The sequence below is a fragment of the Clostridium sp. FP1 genome (assembly GCF_011065975.2).
Classification (GTDB): Bacteria; Bacillota; Clostridia; order Clostridiales; family Clostridiaceae; genus Clostridium_AD; species Clostridium_AD tagluense.
Window position 1 is genome coordinate 1,475,795 of the sequence record NZ_JAAMNJ020000001.1, and the last position, 22,184, is coordinate 1,497,978.

At 27.9% G+C, this 22,184-nt stretch carries 21 protein-coding genes and 3 CRISPR repeat arrays; all 21 genes read left to right on the forward strand.

What is annotated here, in order from left to right:
- The first annotated feature begins 20 nt into the window (after positions 1 to 20).
- The 21 genes from G9F70_RS07200 to G9F70_RS07305 all read left to right on the forward strand — a co-directional run bounded on the left by G9F70_RS07200 (position 21) and on the right by G9F70_RS07305 (position 21,909).
- Entirely contained in the window at positions 21 to 545 is a 525-nt protein-coding gene (locus tag G9F70_RS07200) for a GNAT family N-acetyltransferase (RefSeq protein ID WP_224617812.1), read from the forward strand.
- A 337-nt stretch (positions 546 to 882) separates the two neighbouring features.
- A complete protein-coding gene (locus tag G9F70_RS07205; RefSeq protein ID WP_164947511.1) occupies positions 883 to 1,782 on the forward strand; it encodes an ornithine carbamoyltransferase in 900 nt (299 codons plus the stop codon).
- 202 nt (positions 1,783 to 1,984) lie between these two features.
- Complete coding sequence (locus tag G9F70_RS07210; RefSeq protein ID WP_224617458.1) at positions 1,985 to 2,176, forward strand: hypothetical protein; 192 nt, start codon at positions 1,985 to 1,987, stop codon at positions 2,174 to 2,176.
- A 38-nt stretch (positions 2,177 to 2,214) separates the two neighbouring features.
- Complete coding sequence (locus tag G9F70_RS07215; protein ID WP_224617459.1) at positions 2,215 to 2,364, forward strand: hypothetical protein; 150 nt, start codon at positions 2,215 to 2,217, stop codon at positions 2,362 to 2,364.
- Between the two features lie 195 nt (positions 2,365 to 2,559).
- Positions 2,560 to 3,831, forward strand: a complete 1,272-nt coding sequence (locus G9F70_RS07220; protein ID WP_164947512.1) for a hypothetical protein — start codon at positions 2,560 to 2,562, stop codon at positions 3,829 to 3,831.
- Positions 3,832 to 4,005: 174 nt separating this feature from the next.
- Positions 4,006 to 4,347 (forward strand): PadR family transcriptional regulator, encoded by a 342-nt coding sequence (locus tag G9F70_RS07225; RefSeq protein WP_164947513.1) that lies wholly within the window; start codon positions 4,006 to 4,008, stop codon positions 4,345 to 4,347.
- Positions 4,338 to 5,630, forward strand: coding sequence for an FtsW/RodA/SpoVE family cell cycle protein (locus G9F70_RS07230; RefSeq protein ID WP_164947514.1), 1,293 nt, complete (start codon positions 4,338 to 4,340; stop codon positions 5,628 to 5,630). The genes G9F70_RS07225 and G9F70_RS07230 overlap by 10 nt, the downstream gene beginning before the upstream one ends.
- A 205-nt stretch (positions 5,631 to 5,835) precedes the next feature.
- Positions 5,836 to 7,158, forward strand: a complete 1,323-nt coding sequence (locus tag G9F70_RS07235; RefSeq protein WP_164947515.1) for a PLAT/LH2 domain-containing protein — start codon at positions 5,836 to 5,838, stop codon at positions 7,156 to 7,158.
- Positions 7,159 to 7,250: 92 nt separating this feature from the next.
- Positions 7,251 to 7,733 (forward strand): signal peptidase I, encoded by a 483-nt coding sequence (gene lepB / locus G9F70_RS07240; protein WP_164947516.1) that lies wholly within the window; start codon positions 7,251 to 7,253, stop codon positions 7,731 to 7,733.
- A gap of 152 nt (positions 7,734 to 7,885) precedes the next feature.
- A complete protein-coding gene (locus G9F70_RS07245; RefSeq protein ID WP_164947517.1) occupies positions 7,886 to 8,425 on the forward strand; it encodes a sigma-70 family RNA polymerase sigma factor in 540 nt (179 codons plus the stop codon).
- The gene (locus tag G9F70_RS07250) at positions 8,425 to 8,568 is read left to right on the forward strand and encodes a YvrJ family protein (RefSeq protein ID WP_164947518.1); all 144 of its coding nucleotides are present in this window, start codon (positions 8,425 to 8,427) and stop codon (positions 8,566 to 8,568) included. The genes G9F70_RS07245 and G9F70_RS07250 overlap by 1 nt, the downstream gene beginning before the upstream one ends.
- An 11-nt stretch (positions 8,569 to 8,579) precedes the next feature.
- The gene (locus G9F70_RS07255) at positions 8,580 to 8,810 is read left to right on the forward strand and encodes a helix-turn-helix domain-containing protein (RefSeq protein ID WP_164947519.1); all 231 of its coding nucleotides are present in this window, start codon (positions 8,580 to 8,582) and stop codon (positions 8,808 to 8,810) included.
- A 317-nt stretch (positions 8,811 to 9,127) separates the two neighbouring features.
- A CRISPR array of direct repeats spans positions 9,128 to 9,745; the repeat unit is 30 nt; unit sequence GTTGAACCTTAACATGGGATGTATTTAAAC.
- A 350-nt stretch (positions 9,746 to 10,095) separates the two neighbouring features.
- Positions 10,096 to 10,593, forward strand: a complete 498-nt coding sequence (locus G9F70_RS07260; protein ID WP_164947520.1) for an SAVED domain-containing protein — start codon at positions 10,096 to 10,098, stop codon at positions 10,591 to 10,593.
- Positions 10,594 to 10,692: 99 nt separating this feature from the next.
- Positions 10,693 to 12,405, forward strand: a complete 1,713-nt coding sequence (locus G9F70_RS07265; protein WP_164947521.1) for a Cas10/Cmr2 second palm domain-containing protein — start codon at positions 10,693 to 10,695, stop codon at positions 12,403 to 12,405.
- Entirely contained in the window at positions 12,398 to 14,671 is a 2,274-nt protein-coding gene (locus G9F70_RS07270) for an RAMP superfamily CRISPR-associated protein (protein ID WP_164947522.1), read from the forward strand. Before G9F70_RS07265 ends, G9F70_RS07270 begins: the two co-directional genes overlap by 8 nt.
- Positions 14,661 to 16,049 (forward strand): RAMP superfamily CRISPR-associated protein, encoded by a 1,389-nt coding sequence (locus tag G9F70_RS07275; protein WP_224617460.1) that lies wholly within the window; start codon positions 14,661 to 14,663, stop codon positions 16,047 to 16,049. The genes G9F70_RS07270 and G9F70_RS07275 overlap by 11 nt, the downstream gene beginning before the upstream one ends.
- Positions 16,046 to 16,453: a hypothetical protein gene (locus G9F70_RS07280; RefSeq protein WP_164947523.1), complete on the forward strand. Its 408-nt coding sequence runs from the start codon at positions 16,046 to 16,048 to the stop codon at positions 16,451 to 16,453. Before G9F70_RS07275 ends, G9F70_RS07280 begins: the two co-directional genes overlap by 4 nt.
- Positions 16,454 to 18,601 carry a TIGR03986 family CRISPR-associated RAMP protein gene (locus G9F70_RS07285; RefSeq protein ID WP_164947524.1) on the forward strand — a complete coding sequence of 716 codons (2,148 nt, stop codon included), beginning with the start codon at positions 16,454 to 16,456 and terminating at the stop codon, positions 18,599 to 18,601.
- Between the two features lie 62 nt (positions 18,602 to 18,663).
- Positions 18,664 to 19,485 carry an NARF domain-containing protein gene (locus G9F70_RS07290; RefSeq protein WP_164947525.1) on the forward strand — a complete coding sequence of 274 codons (822 nt, stop codon included), beginning with the start codon at positions 18,664 to 18,666 and terminating at the stop codon, positions 19,483 to 19,485.
- Positions 19,486 to 19,524: 39 nt separating this feature from the next.
- Complete coding sequence (locus G9F70_RS07295; protein ID WP_164947526.1) at positions 19,525 to 20,217, forward strand: hypothetical protein; 693 nt, start codon at positions 19,525 to 19,527, stop codon at positions 20,215 to 20,217.
- A 203-nt stretch (positions 20,218 to 20,420) separates the two neighbouring features.
- Positions 20,421 to 20,713: a CRISPR direct-repeat array (repeat unit 30 nt; unit sequence GTTGAACCTTAACATGGGATGTATTTAAAC).
- 104 nt (positions 20,714 to 20,817) lie between these two features.
- A CRISPR array of direct repeats spans positions 20,818 to 21,240; the repeat unit is 30 nt; unit sequence GTTGAACCTTAACATGGGATGTATTTAAAC.
- Positions 21,241 to 21,696: 456 nt separating this feature from the next.
- The gene (locus G9F70_RS07305) at positions 21,697 to 21,909 is read left to right on the forward strand and encodes a hypothetical protein (RefSeq protein WP_164947527.1); all 213 of its coding nucleotides are present in this window, start codon (positions 21,697 to 21,699) and stop codon (positions 21,907 to 21,909) included.
- Positions 21,910 to 22,184 lie beyond the last annotated feature (275 nt).

Sequence of the window (22,184 nt, forward strand, 5' to 3'; positions counted from 1 at the left end):
ATAGCTTTAATGAAGATGGTATACGCGGCTTTGCATATATTAGCGTATGTAACAAAGAAACTAAAAGATACGACGTTAATTTATATGTAGAAGCTCCATCAAGAAGAAAAGGAAATGGTACAGCTTTATATAATGAAATGTCAAAGTATTTACAAGAAATAAAGCCAAATCTTCTATTGACAGAGTTTAGTGTGGACAAAGACAAGGAAACTTCATTCTACAAAAGGCTAGGTTATAAAAAATGGTTTGGCTACAATGAACTATATTATAGAGGAATAATTCAGCCTAATGTAGATATAGAGTTTGAACCTTATGAAGATAAATACTATGATCAATACGTAACGCTTGTGAAAGATTGCTTTTATGAGCTAAGAAAAGAAAATGATATACAACCATATGTTATTCCTACTAGTAAGCAAGATAGAGAAAATAGATTAAAAAGCAAGGATTCTATATATGTTTTATTTGAGAATGAACAGCTAGTTGCATCTATCTTTGTAGAAGATGGAAACTTAGACTTCATAATGGTTACCCCATCTTATTAAGGAAAAGGATATGGAAAGAAAGCTACTCAGTTTGGTATCAATAAGGCATTAAGCTAAGGTGCAAAGCTTATTCAGCTTGGTGCTTTAGAATGGAATACTAAAGCACTTTCTTTATATGAATCACTAGGTTTTGAAATAGTACAAACTGTTCATTTTTATAGACAGTTTGGTGAAAAATAATATTATTTAAAATTATAATGCCAGATACATCTCTAATATGGTGAATCTAAATATTAGAGGAAAGTTATATCAACAGATTTAAATGTCGTACCCGTAAAATATAGTGTCTCATTAGTAAAACCATTGCATTTAATATTTATGAGAAGGGGAATTATATATGGTAAAAGATTTGGTAAGTATCAAGAATTTAACGAAAAACCAGATAATAGCACTATTAGATTTTGCAGATGAAATAAAGGAGAAGCATAAAAGAGGGGAAGATTATAAGCTATTGCAAAATAAGACTGTAATAACATCATTTCCATCAACAAGTTTAAGAACAAGAATTTCATTTGAAACAGGGATATTTCAATTAGGAGCAAATTCAATAAATATGGAAATTGATTTTAATGGGAAGGAACTTTTACAAGACAAAGTTGGTTATTTAAATTGTTGGATAGACTATTTGGTTATTAGAAATCCAAATCAAAATGTTATAGAAGAAATTGCAAAGCAAGCAGATTTTTCAGTCATTAATGCTATGTCGAAACAAAGTCACCCTTGTGAGATTTTAAGTGATTTGCAGGGAATTAGAGAGCTAAGAAAAAATTTAAATAATTTAAAGTTTGTTTTTGTTGGAGAAGGAGCGAATATTTGCAATACTTGGTTTGAAGTTGCAGGTAAATTAGACTTAAATTTAACGCAGATATGTCCGAAAGGTTATGAAGTCAATCAGAAGTTATATCAATATGCTAAAACCAACTCTAAAGGGGAAATACTAGTAACAAATGATATTAGTGAAGGGTTGAACTCTTCTGATATTATATTGACGGATGGTTGGCCAATAAATAAGGAGAATGAGGTGGAATTTAAAAAATTTCTACCGTACCAGATTAATTTAGAGAAAATAAAAATCGCAAATAAAGATTGTATTGTAAGTCCATGTCCACCATTTACCAGGGGAAACGAGATACTCGAAGAGGTAATAAAATCTAATTACTTTATCGGTTATAAAGCAAAAGAAAATTTACTACATATGCAAAAATCAATACTTGTAAGCTTAAAAAGAAAAAAATAATTTTTGCATAATGTTATTAATATAATTAAATAAATATTTCATGTCGTATCCTTCATAAATTACGTACTAATTATAATCATAAAATAGTTTAAATATAGACTACATAGATTCTATGTAGTCTATATAGTCTATGTATAAAATAAGTAAAATCAATCGGTGTAGCACATGATACAGGAGATATTATAGGGAGCGAAGCTAAAATATGCATAATCTTATATCTGCTTTTCCGTTATATAACTTTTTAAAATACTGTAATACCAATTCATTGGAAAAAAATATTCTTGATTGTGGTGCTGGTGGTTCTAATCCACCGCTTTCTTTATTTTATGAGTTTGGATACAAAACTTATGGAAATGAAATATATAAGGAACAATTAGAAAAGGCATACAAGTAGGTGAAGGTGAGTTCATACAAATTGAAGACAATGAAGAAGTGTTTTACTGCCATTACAAGGAAAATGAAATTGAGCAATGCTTTAAAAAATTTGAAGTTATCTATAAGGAAAATCGATTAATTAAAAGAAAAATAGATGATAAGGAATATACTTCTGCATATTTTGATTATATATTAATGAAAAAATAATAAACAATCATAATGAATAATTTTTGCATTAAGTGATGGAAATAGTATTTTATAATGAGAAAAAATTCGTATAAGGGTGGTAAAAAATTCATTAAACATTATAAAACAATAGAATACTAAAAAAGTATTCATAGTTGAAGTTATACTTATATGGTAAAATATAGTATACAGTTATGTTTTATATTAGGAGGAATTATGAAAAAAAAATTAGCAATTTTATTGTTTATTATGACCCTAACTCTTTTTGGATGTGGATTTAAAAATGATAATCAAGATCTAAAAGGATTAGAAAAACAAGTTAAAGTAAGTGAAAAATCTAATAAAAATCAAAATGAAGTTGACATAAAAACAAGTGTGGATGAAATGGATTTAAGAAAATTATTTAAGATAGATGATAAGCAATTTGGCAGCATATGGACATACATTGGCCCAATTGAATATGGACATATTTTAAAATATAAGGCAACTAAATATGATAAAGCAAATAATTGCGTAAATATTATAATGGATGGGTACAATAACGGTGGGGTAGGACTAATATCAGAGGGGGAAAATGGAGAAGTAGGAGCTTTTACATTAACATATACAGTGAAGAGTGATAGTGTGGTTGAGGTTATTTCTAATAAGACAAAAGAAGAAACTACTTTAGGAAGCATAATACCAAATAAAATAATTTTAAAAGCTCCATTGAAGGTAGGGAATACATGGGAAGAAAAATTTCAATATAAGGGAAAAGAATATACTGCAATTTCTAAGATTACAGCTGATGAATATGAGCAAAAGTACAGTAAGGATAAAAAGAAATATAAAGGGTATGTAGTGGAAACAAGTGTTAAGGGGATGGATAATTTTGAAAACAAGGAATTTAATGAAACTAGGATAATAGATTTAAACAAAGGTGTAATTGAACATTCCTATAAAATTATTGTGGGAGAAGGTAAAGATAGTTTTGAGTATCCTTTTGCATATAGACTATTTTGTATTAATAATGAGGTGCCTTATGATATAAAGCTATATGAAAGCTTAAAGGATAACATGGGCAATAAAAATATTGAAAGTATAAAGAAAATATACCCACAAGAAAAATCCATAGAAACAAAGGGAATGACTCTTGTTAAGAAAGTAAGCGCTGATATAGATGAAGATAAGGTAAATGAAACTATAGAATTATTTGGAGAAGTGACAATGTCCAAAGAGGGACAAATAATAAATTCAAATAATAGAAATAAGTGGTGCTTAGTAGTTAATAAAGGTAAAAAGCAATTTGTATTATTCAATGATTACATTCAACTTGGAGAATTAGACTTTTGGGCATATGATTTAATGGACTATAAACAATTTAGAATTACAACGGTAAAATCTACAACTGCAAGTTTAGTTTTCACAGATTACATTTTTAATAAGCAGTCAGAGCATTTTTGGGCAGTAGAAAATAGAACATTAAAAGGGTCAGTAAACATGCACTAAATAAAGAGCTACTTGACTCTTCCGGGAAAATTTTTAAATAAGCATTAGAAAATAAAAATTCTAATGCTTATTGACATTATGTGGAACAGTGTTATGATAGTACATAGGAAGTAGATGCATAGAAACAATAGGTATAAATGGTAACAGTTAATGATATATGAGGGAGGCGAATACATGTCAATAAATAATGAACTTTTAAAAGGGAGTACGGTAACTCTTATTCTGAAATTAATTGATAAAAAACCAATGTATGGCTATGAGATGGTAAAAGAAATGGAAGAGAAATCAAATGGGGTATTTACATTAAAAGAAGGGACACTTTATCCCATTCTACACACTTTAGAGGCAAAAGGATTAGTAGAGGCATATTGGGAGGAAGGCTGCGGAAAGCGCAAAAGAAAATACTACAAGATAACTGAGGAAGGGATATTATCTTTAAAGGAAAAAAAAGAAGAATGGACAACTTTCCGATTAGCAGTTGATAAAATGTTAGGGGAGGCTATAGTATGGGGGTAGGAGATAATTCTAAAATAAATGAATATATAGATTATGTTTGTTCCTATGTGAAATATAAAGAAGCTCATAAAGAGATAAAAGCGGAGTTATCATCGCACATTGAGGATATCGTAGATGAATATTCTGAAAGTGGAATGTCACAAGCAGAGGCAGGAAGTAAGGCTGTTTCTCGAATGGGAGATAGCGATATCGTAGGTAAGCAGCTAAACATAGCACATAAAGGAACACCAGATTGGATTACATTAATTTTAACTATAGTACTCGTAAATACGGGGGTTATATTGATGTATCTTATGCAATATAAAAGCTCATATAGAAGTAGTGATTATTTATTTAATCATAGCTTATTATATGCTGCTATTGGTACAGCAGGTATAGTAGTATTATATTTCTTTGATTATAGGAAACTTCAAAAGTATTCTAATTATATTTTTATAGGAATGTGTTTATTATTTATCTTATCATTTTTTATAGGGAATCCTATAAATGGAAGCATTTTTATTAGTGTGGGAAGTTTTACATTTAATATTAAAGCAATTAGTTTATATGTATTTGTAATTGCACTTGCAGGTATATTCAATAACTATGACTGGAACAAAAAAATAAATTTAATTAAAGCTACAGGGTATTTGGGTATTCCAATATTTTTTATGTTTTCTGCCCAGGGATTAAGTTACTGTGGAATTTATTTTATTGCATTTATAGTTTTAGCACTTAAATCTAATATGAAGAAAAGATATGCAATTTATATTGTTGCACTTAATACTTTTTGTGTTCTATTTTATTTTTGGTTAGAAACATATAGAATGCAAAGATTTTTGGTTTTTTTAGACCCATTCTCTGATCCAGAAGGAGCGGGATATTTAAATGTAAAGATATACAAAATAATTCATACCTCTGGAATTTTCGGAAATGGGTTTTCTACAAATGAAAAATTATTAAATTTACCTGGACTGCAATCAGAATTTGTGCTTAATTATATAGTACACACTTTGGGGTGGCTTGGAGTTGCGGTTATTATTACTATTATTGTCTCTTTTATATATAGAATGCTACATATTTCAAAATATGTTAGAGATAATTATGGCAGATTACTTATAAGTGGACTAATTAGTATATTCATGGTTCAATTTACAGCGAATATATTAATGAATGTGAATCTATTCCCTATTATTGGGGTTGCGCTTCCGTTTATAAGCTATGGCGGCTCTTTAGGTTTAATAAATATGCTATCTGTAGGTATTATTATGAGTGTGTATAGAAGGAGAAGTTTATCTAATTAATGAAGGTGAATTATTAGCAATAGAGTTAAAACTAACATAGTTTTAACTCTATTTTTTTATGGTTATTTTATCCATAAAAAAATATTTTTCAGTTAAGGTTGTCAAATTCAGACTTGAAACGCTTTTATATAGTGTAGAGCAAATAAGCCGGCAAGTTTACTACAAAGATTCAAAATGATTTATAAAAAAGAAGGAGGATATTTTTATGATAAATTTATTAATAGTAGCATCAATGTTAATTATGGTTACAGGAATTAAGAAAGAGGAGGCTCACGCATTTCAACCGGTGAGCCACTATATACTAATGAAAAAAACAACAGAGAGACTGAAAAAGGACAGTATTATAAGAAAGGCTCTAGAAACATATCCTAAGATAGCAGCATGGGGTGCAAATGGACCAGATCTAGGATTAATACAACCAGGAGAAATCTTTGGTTATTCTCCATGGTCATCTGCATATCATTATTTTAAAGTAGGATCTTTAACAGCAAGGCAGCTTCAGAATGCATTAAAAAGTGGAGATTTAAAAAAGATTGCTTTTGCAGCAGGTTGGGCAACACATGTTGGTGGTGATTTAGGCTGTCATGGAATTTTTGTTAATCCTGAATGTGGCGTTTATCTTGATAAGCCTGAAGGAAGACCTTTGCATATAGCATTAGAAAGAGCAGCAGAACCTTATCTTTGGGTTAATATGGGAGGATATTTAGCAGAGGATTATAAAAATGGAGTAGCAGATCTTTTTGCAGATGCAAGTGAAATTCCTTTTGATGTGATGATTCAATCATCTAGAGAAATTCATGGCGATGCACCAAGTGAAACAGAAGCCAGAAACTGGGCAACAGTGTTAAACTTAGGATTAAAAACAGGGGTAGGCTATAAATATTCAGAGTATGACGAAGCCGTAAAATTCTTATCAAGTAATAATAGAATATCAAGATTAGAAAATGCATTTTATTCTGCCCTCGAACGTTGTATAGAAATGCTTACATCTGCTGAAGAAGGAATATTTGATGTATTTAAGGATAGATGGAATTTAGATGTGGGAAGAAGTGATTCTCCAATAAGTAATCTAACTGTTAATATTACAACAGGCAAGAATCGTTTAACTGATTTTGGTACGGGAACTGATGATTATGTATACTTTGGCATGGAACTTAAAGATGGTACAAAAAAAGAATGGAGTTTAGATAACGGAAAAAATTATGGAATAACAGTAAATGACTTTGAATCAGGTAATATAGATAAATTCTATTTATATATGGATAAATTGAGAAAGGATGTAGCACCTAATTCAGTTAAAAAGATCTATCTTAGAAAAGAGAAATTTGAATCTAGCTTAGGACATGACTGGTACCCAGAACACATGATAGTGTTTGTAAATGGACAAACAGCCTTTGACATGGACATTAAAGAATGGATTAATGATGAACACACTACTTACGAGAGAGAAGTTGATTTTAGTAGTATTGTGGGAATTCCAGATGATGAAAACCCAGCGCCAGTTATTAATGTACTAAAGGCAGTTTAACGAAATTGTTTCTCTATATAAAAAGGACATGCATAATACAAGGGTGCATGTCCCTTGTATATATAATTACAGTCTAACAAGGGGGCTAGAAAATGAACCTATGCATAAGTATATTTGTTTTATTCTTAAGTTATTTACTACGCGGGTATTTTGAAAATGTTTTTCATGTTATTAAAATAGAGGGAAACTCTATGTTTCCTACCTTCAGCCATGGAAACATAGTAATAGTAAAAAAACGCAGTAACTACAAGGATGGAGATATAATAGTTTTTAAAATGAAGAACTTATTTTTAATTAAACGAATTATTATTACTGAAGGAGAAATAATTGAACTGAAAAAAGGTTTCGTATATAGAAATCATAATATTATATTTGAGCCCTACGCTTATAATCAGAAAACATATGGAGATAAAGGCATTCAAATAGTTAAAAAAAATCATGTGTTTGTTATGGGTGATAATAGAAATAATAGTTTAGACAGTCGTAGTAATAAAGTAGGACAAGTTAAGGTAGAGCAAATTATCGGTAGGGTTTGTTTTGTTAGGTCACATTATTTTAGAAAAAAATTCACGTAAATGAAAATGACAAAAAGTTTTTTGAAAAATAAGAGGCATAAAAAGAGTAAGTGAAAAGAGATATAAATATCTTTTTTATAAATACTCGCTTTTTTTTATCTGCAACACGAACATAAGTTCGCACATGTGTTATAATTAGTAAGGGGGATAAAATGAATTTTATAATAGAAAATTTTATAAATAAAGATAAGGAAAATGAAGCTCTTTTTATTAAATTTAAATTATATAATGATGAAAAAGCTTTAGAGGAACTAGATATGAAATTTAAGGTGTATATGTTTCAATTAAGATTTCTTAGTTATGTAAATAAAAGCATGATTTTTTATTCAATAAAATATAAAGAAAAGAAAGTCAAGAATGATAACCGAGAAATATTAAATTTAAATGTTAAAAGTGAGGGGTCTGAAGAGGAGAGAATAAGTAGGATTTCAGCTGAGGAATTAGACTTTACAGAGGAAATTTCAAGACCTGGTGAAGAAGTAGATTTCAAAAAAACAATAGAGAGTCCAGGTCTTTTAAATGCACTTGAAAAACTTCCAGATAGGCAGAAAGAAATAATATATAAGTTGATGGTGCTTAATAAATCACAAAATGAGCTTATAAATGAGCTTGGAATAAGCCGCCAGTCAATAAATAAAAGTAAGAATTTAGCTTTAAATAAGCTTAAAAATGAACTTATGGAGGTGCGTTAATGGGCGATTTTTACACTATGGTTACCAATATAGGATTTCCAATTGCAGTTACAGGATTTTTGCTTATTAGAGTAGAAAAAAAACTTGATGAATTAAACAATACTCTTATAAAAATGATGGAGCTGATCGCTAAAAATGATTAGGAGGAATATAGATGAGTGATAGAGAATTTCAGGAATTATTTATTTTGGCACATAATGGAGACGCTTGTGCAGTGGATAAAATATTAAATAAATTCAAACCCTGTATTATAAAAAATAGTATTATAAATGGTAAATTTGATGAGGATTGTTTTCAGGAGTTAAATTTGAATTTAATAAAATGTATTTATAAATTCACATCTAACTCCATTGATGTAAATTTGAAAAGTTATTTAATTTCTTAAGCCTCAAATATTTGGCGCTGCCCATGAAGTGATTATTTTTGAAGTTTTCATTGAAGGAATATAGAGTTGGAAAAACAGATGTTTTTTTGTGAATATAGAAAATATAAAGTCTTACAATATTATAATTTTGAGAAACTAAGAATTCCCCAACCGTTTAAAAACAAATGCTAACCTTAAATCCAATAGGAACAATACTTTAAGTTAGTAATTATATAGAATTTCTGATTTTTTTAAACGGCTGGTAAAATCTCCTTGAAATATTGATATTTCAACCGCTTAGTGGTATTATAATTTTAGAGAATGGCTTAATTGCATTGGTTGAACCTTAACATGGGATGTATTTAAACCCGATTCCAAAACTTACATTTGAAATTCTTTGGCGTTGAACCTTAACATGGGATGTATTTAAACTATTTTGCTTGAAATGTTGCATCAATTGGTATTCTTGTTGAACCTTAACATGGGATGTATTTAAACAGTGCTGATGAAATACTCCAAGCTTTCAGAGGGACGTTGAACCTTAACATGGGATGTATTTAAACGTTTCTACCTTTTCTTTTGTTTCTGAATCTGAAAAGTTGAACCTTAACATGGGATGTATTTAAACTTTCTTGTTTAAGTTCTTTAGATAATTTTTCTACTGTTGAACCTTAACATGGGATGTATTTAAACGTATCTTCAACTTTAAAATCTTTAACTTTACCTTCGTTGAACTTTAACATGGGATGTATTTAAACCAAAGCCTTTTAGGTCATGCCCAAAGTTCTACAACGTTGAACCTTAACATAGGATGTATTTAAACGTCATTTTTATATATTCATTCATCATTTCCACAACTTGTTGAACCTTAACATGGGATGTATTTAAACAAGCACTCTAAAATAAGATTGTAACTATAACCTTCCGTTGAACCTTAACATGTGATCTAAATAGAACTATTAAAACAGCAAGAGTTAGTAGAGTAAACAAATTACTTTATTAGCTCTTATTCTATTCAAATGAAAATATTGGAATATATAAAGACATAAATGGATTATATGGTACAATATACATAATAGGTTTTGTAAAGATGTACATGTATGAATTTTGTAGAAGTAATATTCACCTGACAGTAGTAACAAAATAAATTTATTAGTGTTTTGAAAATATAAAGGAATAAAGTTACTAAGGTATAAGGGTATGTTAGTTCAGAATAATGAGGACTCGCAAGAACTAGTTTTTCAGCTATAGCTGATGTTATAGGGTTGGTAGTGTAAGATAAGATGTTTTATGAAAGGTGATATAGATGATTAATTGGGATGGCATAAACAAATTCTCATGTGTTGTGACGATAGGAACACCAATAGTTACATTTTTTTTAGGAATGAAATTTAGTAAATTCAAAAGGTGGATTGATTTTAAAAAAATAAGAAAAAATGTATCTCAAAATTCAGGAGTTTTAATAATAAGCATAGGAAAAAACGATATAGAAAATCAAGTAAAATTTTGGTTATGTCAAAGAAAGGGTTATAAAGATATACCTAATGACAAAATTATTGCAGTTGAAAAATTGGGAGAAATAAATTCGAAACATATTAGTTCATTAATTGAAGAAATTGAAAATAAAAAAACAAAGCTACAGCGAAAAGGAGTAGATAAAATTCATTTATTTATAGCAGCTCCTGTTAGTATAGCAGCTATGATTGGTGCAAATTTATCAAATAACAATGTGTTTGTATATCAGCATAATTTTAATGGCAAAAGTAAATATGAACTTTGGGGTAGATTAAAAAGGTTAAGTTGAATTTGAAGATTCTACTTAAAAGTAAAATTTAAAATTGGAAGTAGAATAAACTGAATAAAACGGTATTTTTCTTTTAAATATTAAGAGGGAGGCATAAGATTGAGTGATTATTACATAGTTAAAATAGATATTGGTAGTAAACAAAAATATATATTCTCAAGTAATAGACTTAAAGAAATAATAGGTGCATCAGAGGTTATACGTTTTGTAACAGAAGAGTTAGGCAAGGAAATTTTAAATAAAATGGGAAAATCAACAGAGATATTTGATGGAGAAAATGACGGTAATATATTATTTCAAGCTGGCGGAAATGCTATGTTTAGGTTTGACGATAAAAATGATGCTATTGATTTTAATAAGACTTTTAGCAGTTTTGTAATGAGATATTTTGATGGACTTGAGCTTTTGATTGTTATAAAAGAATTTGATATTGAAAAAAAATATATAACTGATTTGTATGATGAAATAGAAGATTTATTAACACAAAAGAAAGGAACTAGAAAAAATCAATTCAAAAGACTTAGCTATGGATTAACAAAAATATGTCCTAATACTAGAAAACCAGCTGGATATATACGTGAAGGAAGAATTATTTCAAAAGAGTCTAGTGATAAACTAGACTTTTATAATGCAGTATATGAAGAAAATAGATCGAAAGATGAAACAAAAGAATATAACTTAAAAGTAGATAATAAAAAAGATACACAGATTGAAATAGAAAACAAGGATTACATGGATATACTTATAGAAAAAAAATTAATAGAAAAGGAAACAATTAATGGTTTTAAATTTACCGATGAACTTGATATTATTGCAGGTGAAAAGAATGAGGGTAGTTATATAGGAATTGCATGTATTGATGGAAATGGTATGGGGCAAAAAATTGAAAATCTTAACAAAAGTATAAATAAAGGTAAAGGAATATACAATTTCAATTTGGAATACATTGAGAAGTTTAATGATTTAACAGAAGAAATAAAAGATAACTATCTCAGCGCATTTGCTCACACTGTAAAGGTGATAATAACTAATTATAATAATTATTGTAAGAAAATTAATTTTATAAAAGAGGGTAAAATTATACCACTTAGACCTATTATTTTAGCAGGTGATGATATTACATTTATAAGTAATGGTAAGATTTCAGTAGAAGCTACTAGAATTTTTACGGAGTTTATAAATAAGCAAAAACTTAAATTTGGTCAAAAGGAGTACAACCTTACTACAAGTGCTGGAGTGGCAATAGTAAAAAGAAATTATCCTTTTTCTAGAGCTGTAAAACTCGCTAATTCTTTAGAAAAAAACTCGAAAAATAGATTAAGGAAAATTAAAAAATGCTTTGATGATGTAAAAGGCAAGGATAATGAAATTGAATATGATGCTTCATTAATTGATTGGCAAGTAAGCAGAGGTGATAGCTCTAGCGAGTTGTCGGAAATAAGTACCAAGGAATTAACAGCTAGACCTTATATAATATTGAATGATAATTCTAAAAAAGCAACTAAAGTTCTAAATAAATTAGTTGAAGAAGAAAAATTACCACAGTTAAAAAACATTGTTTCATATAATTTTGAACACTTTGATAAAATCCTAAATAGTATTAGTAATTCAGATATAAAAAGCAATCTAAAAAACTTCTTTAGAAGTATGAATTCAAATGAAGTAGATGCTAAGCTATTTGCTTTGAAATATGGATTGCAAGATAAGATTGAAGGCGGATATGATATAAATACTTTAAGGCCAGTTATGTATGATGCTATAGATATAGTTGATTTATATGTGTGCTTGAAAGGAGAAAATAATAATGAATAGGTACCCTATTAGTATAGAATTAATATCAGAAACAATATTTGGAAACGGTGAATCGAAAAATGGTATAGTGAATACTGAGATACTATTAGATGAAAATGGATTCCCATACTTAATGGGCAAAACTTTTAAGGGCTATTTAAAAAATGCAATTATTAATATATTAAAACCTTATTATGACAATAAAAACGATGGAAATTTTAAAACAAAAATGCAACAAATTTTTGGAACATATGATTATATTAAAAAACTGGAATCGGATAAAGATGCAGGTGAACAAGTAGAAGGAGAAGTAAGATTTACTAATTTCTATCTTGAAAAATCAATAGTAGCATTATTTTCAGGAGATATTGAAAACAAAAAGGATATTATAGTAGATTCTTTAACAGATATTAGATTTTCTATTAAAGTGGAAGAGGGAGTATCAAAAGATAAAAGTTTAAGAGCTGCAAGAGTTCTAAAAAAAGGATTGATTTTTACAGGATATATTGAAACAGAAAAAACATTAAGCGAAAAGGAGTATGAATTTTTAAAACAAGGAACAAAAGCTCTGAAAAATTTAGGCATTAACAAAAGTCGTGGAAAAGGGTTAGTAAAAGTAGAACTTGGTGGATTAGAATTAGATACAATTAATGAAAATATAATTAATGAAGCAAATTTTGAATATATATTTTATGAAATTAATTTAAAAGAACCAATTAAAATCGGGGATAGCCAATCTCAATATGATTATGAAGAAAGTAAATCCTATATTTCAGGGTCTACAATTAGGGGAGCATTATTAAGTAAGTACCTGAAGTATAACAACATAAAACCACAAAATGCTGATAAAAATATAGGGTTTAATACACTTTTGAAAAAAGTAAAGTTTTACGATGCATATCCAGTTTTTGTAAAAGAAGAAAAAAAGTATTATTCCTTTCCAACACCTAATATTTATAGAATTACAAAGGATATTGATAAGGATGATGGCAAAATTTACAATGAAAAGCAATATTCTATAGTATTTGAAAATAAGAAAATAGAAGATGAGCGAAGGGTGATAAAACTTAAAAAAGGTGAATTTTCTTATTACCAAGCTAATAAACTTTATCAGTTTAATATCAAGAAAGATTATAGATTTCATCATACACAAGAAAAAGACAAGGAAAACATATTTAGATATGAATCAATTTCAAAAGAACAGAAATTCTACGGGATAATAAATGTTTCTAGTATAGATAAGGATTTGAAAAACAATTTACATAATTTAACAAACGAAAATAGAATATTATATTTGGGTGGTTCAAGAACATCAGGTTATGGGAAATCAGAAATGTGTAATATTGAGTTAGTAGAAGATTTTGAAAGCTTGAAAGATAAATTAGTTTATTTAAAAGCAAATATTAATAAAAAAAATACTGATATTTATTTTTTATCAGATGCAATCTTAAGAGATGATGAACATCAAATAACATCAAATTTTTCAGAAAAATATATGAAAGAAAATTTAAATGTTAAATTAGCAAAAGTAAGACAAAAACACGAAATTAGTCCTGTAATTATAACTGGATTTAATAATAAGTGGAAATCAATGCTACCGCAAGTTACTGGAATTGAAAAAGGTAGTGTTATTAGACTTGAGAAGTGTAATAGGCTTTGTAAAGATAAAGTTAATGATTTTATGAAAAAGCACCATGGAGATAGAAGCTTAGATGGACTTGGGAGGGTTATTATTAATCCGGATTTTTTCAATGCAACACAAATCTATTATGTGGAGCAGGAAGCAGTAATTAATGATGATACATACAGTGCTAGTAAAATTGATGATTTGTTTTTGCAAACTATAAAGAAATATAGAAATGAAATGTTAACAAATAAAGCAATTAAAAAATATATAGCAGAGGGTATTGATGATAAATTAACCTCAAAAGACTTGGAAAAATTAAGTAATAGTAAAATTAATAATATAATTTCAATTATAGATAAATGTCTTTTAACAGAAGAGCCTATAAAGGAATTTGAGAAGGAACTTGATAAACTAAGTGTAATAAGTCAAAATGAAGAAAAAAATAAAAACAATATGAATTTGCGTAATGTTAGAATTAGTGAAAACTACACAATAGGCAATTTAGTTAGACTTGCAGAGGATAAAAAGCAAAATATTATGCAAGGTATATTACAAAACATTGAGAATCCTTACTCATATGAATATGTACTGTTAAAGGTAGTAAGAGATAAATTATATTACTCTTTAAAAGCGTCAAAGAGAGGTGAAGATGATGTGTAGTACAGTAAACAAAATTAAGCGATATTTAGTTGAGGTGGAAAATATTTCACCGTTTAGAATAGGTAATGGAGATGAAGAAGGTAGTGGAATATTATTATCAAATAATTATGCTGTTATTAATGGAACCACATTGGCAGGATTATTTAGAGAGTTTTTGATGAAAGATAAAGAATTGGATGAAGACAATGCCAGATATAAACTTGTATTTCCGCCTGAAACAGAAAAAAATATATCAAATATTTATTTTTTTGATGCAATGTCTACAGAAAAAATTATGAAGGATGATTTTGTATGTAGAACACATATAAAAATAGATAAAAATTTAGGGGTTGCAATGGAAGAACATTTATATCAAGAACATCATATATCTCAAGGTAAAAAATTCAATCTTACTTTTGAAGTTAGAGGATTAAACTTATTAGAAGATAATTATAAAAAACTTTGCAGTTATGTAGAAGAATTTATTTGGCGCATATCTAATAGCCTATTATCTATAGGAAGTAAGTCAACTTTTGGATTTGGAAAATTTAAATCTATACAGCAATCAAAGTATTACTGCATGGAATATGATTTATTAGAAGAAAAAAGTCTTAATGAATATCTTGAATATACTAGCATTTTAAAGAATAATTTGTGTGAAACACAAATGCAACAACATATATCAAGTTGTGAAATAATCTTTGAAGGATATTGTGAAGATGGTTTTATTATAAAAAGTGATGAAGAACAAATCAAAAATGAAAAAAACAAAGATAAAACTAAAACTAAAATAATAGGCAAATCTCATAATGAAAAAATTAATGGTGAAGACAAATTTATAATACCATCATCAACTATAAAAGGAATAGTAAGAAATTACAGCTATAAAATATATGAAACATTAGGTGAAAATACAATTGAACTTGATGAAAAATTTGGACGAGGGACTAAAGAAAAACATGAAATTGAAAAGGGTAAAGCGATTAAAGGAATTTTAGTATTTAACGATTGTCAAATTGAGCACAATGTTTTAGAAGTATATAATCGTATAAAGATTGATAGATTTACAGGAAGCGTAATGAATGGTCAAGTGTTTGCTGATAAATTAGTTATAATACCAGAGGAAACACCAGTGGAATTTAAAGTAGGGCTAAAACAATATGATGAAAAGATTATGGCTTTACTTATACTTGCATTTAGAGATATTGGTTTGGGATATGTTACTGTAGGAAGTGGTAACAATGTAGGGTGTGGGAGATTTAATGGTTTGTCAATAACAATAAACAAGGGAAATAATAAATGTTATAAAGTTAAATTTAAGGGAGATATATTAGAAGGTGACTTAGAAGAATTCAATAAAATAGTAAATACAATAAATGAACAGAAGGTGAAAGTATGAAGATTTTAAATAAAGAGGAACTGATAAATAAAATTAAAATCAGCCAAGCAAAATTTGCATGGATAAATACGTATAGTGATTTAGTATTAGTTCAGTATAAAAATGAAAATGATATAGAAAAAGAGCTTGATGATTTAATAGAAGCCAAATTTTTCAATGAAAATATGGAGATTTCTATTATGTCTACAGAGGAAGGCAGTTTTTCTGTTTTTGAATATGTAAGTGACAGCAATGATTATGTAGAGGAAGAACAAGTTTTAAATAAACATAAGTCACCTTTTAAAGATAATATTGGAATAGATAAATTAGTAATAAGACATTATTTAGGCTACGACAATGATGACGGACAAGCTTATGTGAAATATACAAAGCTTCACAATGTAAAAAAAGGGGGGAACGCTTAAATGTGTAATGATCAATATAATTATGCAGCGGCTCCATATAATTTTATACCATTCCAAGAAAAGGTTGTTTATAGACATGAATTTATTGAGGTAAATGGTGAAGTGAAAATATGCAGTGAGAGCAATGAAAAAGAAGTGGTATTTCATAATAAATTCAGAAAAGATCTTAAAACAGGATATGTAAAATATAGAATTAAGGTGGAAACACCACTTTTCATAGGTGATGGTAAGGAAGAATTTTTTAAAGTAAATGGAGAATATGTCATACCAGGAAGTACAATAAGGGGGAAGATTAGAAGTACAGCCGAGATATTATCTTGTTCTTACCCAGAGTTTATTGATGATGCTAAGCTTTGGTATAGGGGAACTTTTAGTGATAATGTATTGAAAAACATGTATAAAAATTTTTTGTTGCCTAATGAAAATTCTAAAATCAATGATAAAGTTAAGGCTGGTTATTTAATAAAACAAAAGAATAATTATAAAATAATACCAGCAAAAGAACTCAATGATAAATGTTTTGCGATAGTACATGAGAGTATACTAAGAAACCAACAATTTAAAATAAAGGATGGGCTTGCTAATACAATTTTTATGTATGATTTGAATGATAGTAAAACAAAGAAACCATTATGGGAATTATTTTATAAATTAAAAGAAGAAAAGAAAAATGTAAATACTAAAATCAATGATTTACCTGAAGAAGAAACAGAGATTAAAAAAGGATTAGTATATGAAAAGAGTAAAATCCAAGGTGAAATAATTGATTTATTAAAAAGAAATAGCTTAGATAGTTTTGATCCATATTACTGTAATATTTTATATGATAATGGTATTAAAGACATAAGAAGATATAGTAGCAAAGAGGAATATGGTTTTTTAATGAACTCAAATAAAATATGTAATGGTAATAAACAGAATCATTATATAATTTATCAACGAGATTCTGATGCTAAAACCAAAGTGATAAATAATAAAATAATTAATCAATTTAATACTAGTGTAGAATATAGACAAAGAAAGATAGCAAATAAATTTCATTTACCTAATGAATCGGAAACCAAGCCAGTATTTTATATATTAGATGAAAACAAGGAAGTAGCAGCCTTTGGATTTACACCTTATTTAAAAATACCTTATGAAAAATCAATATGTGAAGGTATAAAAACAATAGAGGAAACAGATAAACCTAAACTTGACTATGCTCAAAGTATTTTTGGATTTACTAATTTTAAATATAAAAAAGATGGTAAAGAGAAAAATTGTGCATATAAGGGAAGAGTGAGCTTTGCTAATGCTAAGATAGTTGTAAGCAAAGGATTTGAAGAAACAGTTCATAAAAGTCTTATGTCACCCAAATTAAGTTCTTTTCAGTTATATTTAAATCAGCCTCAAACTGACAAAATGAATTTGAAAACATATGCGGGTGATTTTGAGCTTAGGGGACAGAAGTTTTATTGGCTGAAAAACAAATATGATGGAAATGATGATTTTGTAAATCAATCGTGTAAAGGTAAGCCGTTGCCAGAAAAACAGTTTGCAAAATTAACACCTATAAGTGAAGGGTCATGTTTTGAAGGAAAAATATATTTTGAAAATCTTCATGAAGATGAATTAGGATTACTTTTAATGGCTATTAAGCCTTTTGAAAATGCAAAAGACAATCTTGGACAAGGTAAGCCCTATGGATTTGGAAAAGTGGAATTTAATATATTAGGTATTGAAGAAATTGATTCAGAAAGTAGATTCAAAATGTTAAATCTTGAAAAAAATGATATAAGTAATCTTCAAGATAAAATTAAAAATTATCATGAAAAATTTATAACTTATATGATGACACAAGATGTAGAAGTGAATTTTAATGAAGGCAGGTTAAAGAGTTTTAGTATTAGTAGATTAAAAGAAGAGGATTTGAAAAATCCCGAATTTAAATATATGAGATTTAAAGATAATAAATTTACTAATAGAAATATATTAAAACCTATGGAGCATTATGCAACAGAAAATCAATATAAAAATTATGAAAAATCTCAAAATGCATTTATCAATAAAAGTGCAAATATAAAAGATAACTCTAAAAATTCAAGCTCAAAAGTAGCTTCTGATAAGTATGTTGCTGAGGATGATAATAATGGAAAGCTTACTTAGAGTAATTATTTAAACTTAGTAATAAATTTAAAACAAGGAGTAGGAGAAAATAGGAGGAACTTATGAAAAAGGTAGGTGTGATTTTTGCTTTAGTAGCATTTATGATTATGTTTTCGTGCCCAGTTGTATATGGAACTAATGAAATTGAGAATAAAACTATTAGAGAAATTGAAGAAAAGATAAGGAAATATGATGATATAATTTCAAATTATGATATTAAATCGAAAGAATTAAACATTGAATTAGATAAAAATAAGAATGAAATAATGGAAAAATTTAATATTTTAAAATCAGACTGGACTAACGAAAAAATTGAATTAGAGAGGAAAAAAGAGAGTGTTGATAGAACTTTAATATGTATAGGAATTGTTCTAACAATGTTAGGCTTTGTAAGTTTCCGCGAAGCTAAAATCATGATTGATAAGAAAGTAAATGAGACAGTGGATAATTATTTGAATACAAATGTAGACAAGTTGAAAAAAATAATAGAAGTACAAGATTACGAAAAAAAATTAATTGATAATAAAAAAATTATTGTATTATCAAAAGGGAATAATGATAAAAATGAGATTGTAGAAATTTTGAAAAGTTTTAAGGCAACAAAATACGAAACTATGGATAGAAGGCGTAATTATGATAAATATGATTTGATATGCTTTAATGATGCAAAAGGAAATATAGAACATAGTGAAATAGAACAAATTATAAAAGATAATAAGAATAATAAAAAATTAGCATATTTTTATTTTAATAATAGTCGGAAACAGTTCATAACACAAGAAACAGAACATTTAAATTTTGCAAGTTCAAAATCAACGCTATATACTAACTTGATAAATATGTTAAAATATCAAGACAATGTTTTATTAGCCGAGAAAAAATAAAATTTACAGTTAAATGAGAAGTAAGGAAGGGAACTTAATATGCAATACTGCCAAGTAAAATTAACACTAAACCTAAAAAAAGATTTGTATTTTGATGAAGTAACAGAAAAATTATCAATACTTTTTAATAAATCAATGCTTTATAACGAATACTTAAAAAGTATACATAAGGTAAATGTATATAAGTTGTATGTATTTGAAGGTCTATCTCCATTTGAGAAAGATAAAACTTATAAAAAAGGTAGTCTGTATATGACAAGATTAAGATGTATAGATGAATTTATGGCAGAAGCCTTTAGAGTGAGTCTTAAAAATACTACAACAAATGAATTTGATGTACTGGGAATTGAAGTTGAGAGTATCAAATTAAACACCATAAATAAAATATTTAATGTAACACCAGCCATAGCAATTATTGATGGTGAAGTGTGGACTAACAAAATGGATATTGAAGTTATTAAAAATAGCATTAATGGCAATCTTTTAAAAAAACTAAAAATGATCAATGGGATTGATTGTGTATTAGAGCATGATATGATTAAAACAATAGAAGTTAAAAACAATAAGCCTATTGCATTCAAATATAAAAACAACAAATTACTTGGAAATAAATTTGAAATTAAAATTAAGGAAGATGAATTATCTCAAACAATGGCATATGTTGCTATGGCTACAGGCTTACTTGAAAAAAATTCGTTAGGATATGGATATTGTCTTTGCAAAAACAGATAATAGTATAAACTTAAGAAACTAAAAATTTCCCAACCGTTTCAAAATAAAAAGCAGCCTTAAAGCCAATAGATTCAATGCTTTAAGGCTGTTTCTTTATATGAAGTTTCTAATTTTCGAAAATCACTGGTAAATTTTCTATAAAAGTTTGATATTCCAAGTGTTTAGTGGTATTATTGATTTTAGAGAATGGCTTAATTGCGTTGGTTGAACCTTAACATGGGATGTATTTAAACACTCGGCCTAATAACCTAGCTTGTATTATTTCTGCAGTTGAACCTTAACATGGGATGTATTTAAACAAAAAATACATATAGATTGTAAATACATTTCATGCAGTTGAACCTTAACATGGGATGTATTTAAACGACTTTCCATCTAATCTTCCCTGTCTAACAATTATCGTTGAACGTTAACATGGGATGTATTTAAACTTTTATCTTGCGAGTGGTCTTTATCTGATTTGAAGTTGAACCTTAACATGGGATGTATTTAAACTAGATAAAGATTTGTACTTATATAGGAAACAGCTTGCGGAAGTGGCTGTGGATAACGGTTATACTCGACCGTAGGGAGATTTTGTTCCTTGTGTTAATTTCTGTTGTTGAACCTTAACATGGGATGTATTTAAACTAATAATAATTCCTCCTTGTATTTTAAGTCCTGTGGGTTGAACCTTAACATGGGATGTATTTAAACTCACAGTTAGAATTTCAGAAGGTCAATAGATACATGTTGAACCTTAACATGGGATGTATTTAAACATTCGCCTTTAATATTAGTGTAAGAAGTTTCTTTTCGTTGAACCTTAACATGGGATGTATTTAAACACTTTTGAAGCTAATTGTGGCTTTTGTGTAAATCCGTTGAACCTTAACATGGGATGTATTTAAACAATCAATGGTCGTCTGCATTTCTTGTCTATCATTATGTTGAACCTTAACATGGGATGTATTTAAACAGAAGTTAAAAGCATGGGTGCAAAGGTCTTTAAAAGTTGAACCTTAACATGGTGTTGATTTATAATGAATATTGCCCCCCTCACTTAAATATAATATTCATTATGTGTAACTAAAATAATGTACACATGAAAGTGGCAGCAGATAGGGGTTGAAATAAACTACGTTTAGCACATTTTACAGTGAAAATTTTCTAAATGTAGTATGCAGTAGCTAGTATTTCTTAAACCTGAATTATTGAAATCTTTTTTAGGATATAAGATAAGACAGAATAATAAAGCATGTTATTAATAAATATATTTATAATGAGAATTGAAGATTTTAAAATTTAATAATATGACAGATGAATGGTTAGACTTTGTTGTTTCATGTAGGAGAGGAATTATATAGAAGACTATATAGATGGAATAATAACTAGGGAAGCCTTTTGGGTGTTAGTAAAATTTAAATATCCAACACATCAAATAGTTTTTTGTAATGGTAAATCATTAGAGGATTTAAAATATCAAGGAGCTTATTCATTATGATAAATCTATTTTTTGAAGATGAGGAAATCAAGGAAGATGACCTGTATTTTATGTGCTATATGATTGAAAAAGTTGCTAAAACTTTGCATGTAAGAAATAAGGAAGTAGTGAATGAAATTTGTAATATTATAGATAATTATAATTCTAGTGCTTATTACGAACCAACGCCTATAATTGTTAGAAGTTATTACAATTCATCTTTTAATTAATAGAGTAGCATTTGTTGGAAATCGAATTATCTCTCTCATCATAATTTTTTGATATATTTTTTTAAAATTGTTTGTAATTCTTATTATATTTAAGCTAGGAAGGTATAGGGAAAATTAAAAAATACTATTCCTAAAAATAACTGTCAAGCATTTTTGAAAATGTCCTCAAGTATTTAAAACATTAGCACCAGTTTTTCTGGTGCTTTTATTAATTTGGGTTACTTAATGAATGTTGCACAAAGTGGCTATAAGATTATTTAATTACTTTGAAATTT